1 protein-coding gene is annotated in these 1,125 nt (G+C 71.3%); it reads left to right on the forward strand.

The window, feature by feature from the left end; all coding sequences use genetic code 11:
- Positions 1–50 precede the first annotated feature (50 nt).
- The coding region (locus tag ACIA8R_RS52980) for an acyltransferase domain-containing protein (RefSeq protein WP_397045856.1) at positions 51–1,125 on the forward strand (1,075 nt) is incomplete at its 3' end.

The raw sequence follows: 1,125 nt of genomic DNA on the forward strand, positions 1-1,125 counted from the left end.
TGCGGCGTGCGGGGGTGTCGTCGTTCGGGGTGAGTGGGACGAACGCGCATGTGATCGTGGAAGAGGCCCCGCAACCGCCGTCAGGTCAGGCGGTGCAGCCTCTGTCGTTTGATGGCGAGCAGAACACGCTGCCGGGCGAGGGGCGGGAGGTGCCGTCGGGCGGCGTGCAGGAGGCGTCGTCGGGCGGCGTGCGGGAAGCGCCGTCGTCGGTTGGGGGCGGCCTTTTGGGACAGGCGCTGTCGGGTGGGTTGTCGGGTGGGTTGGTGCCGTGGGTGGTGTCGGGTCGGGGTGAGGGGGCGTTGCGGGCGCAGGCGGGTCGGCTGGCGGAGTGGGTGCAGGCGCGTCCGGGGCTGCCGTTGGGTGAGGTGGCGGCGGGGTTGTTGGAGGGGCGGGCGCTGCTGGAGGACCGGGCGGTGGTGACCGGCCGCGACAGGGAGGAGTTGCTGGCGGGGTTGCGTGCGCTGGCCGCCGGCGAGCCGGCACCTGGTGTGGTCACCGGCTCAGTTTCCGGCGGGACGTCGGGTGCGATCTCGGGCACGGTGTCCGGCGGGGTGTCCGGCGGGGTGTCCGGCGGGGTGTCTGGTGTGGTGTCCGGGGGTCGTGATGTGGTGCTGGTGTTCCCGGGGCAGGGGACGCAGTGGGCCGGGATGGGTGTGGAGCTGGCCCGGGTCTCGCCGGTGTTCGCCGCCCGGTTGGAGGAGTGTTTCGCGGAGATCCGCAAGTGGGTGACATGGGATCCGGCCGAGGTCCTGGCCCAGGCCGCCACCACCAACACCACAAACACAGACACAGACACAGACACCAGCGTGAGCCCTGGCACGGGCTCTGGCTCGGGTGCCGACGACCTGCGCGCTGCCACGACCGAGCCCGCGATCACCGCGGAGCCCGCCATCAACGCCGAGCCTGCCATCAACGCTGGGCCCGCCCTTAACGGGGAGCTTCCCATCAACGGCGAGCGCGTGATCACTGCTGGGCCTGTCATGAACGGCGAGTCTTCCGTGAACGGCGAGTCCACGATCCACGGCCGGCTTGCCATGGAGGTTGAGGGTGATGGTGGGGTGGGGTTGGGGTCGATTGAGGTGGTGCAGCCGGTGACGTTCGCGGTGTCGGTGGCGTTGGCGGCGT

This window comes from Nonomuraea sp. NPDC051191 (genome assembly GCF_044455665.1).
Lineage (GTDB): Bacteria > Actinomycetota > Actinomycetes > Streptosporangiales > Streptosporangiaceae > Nonomuraea.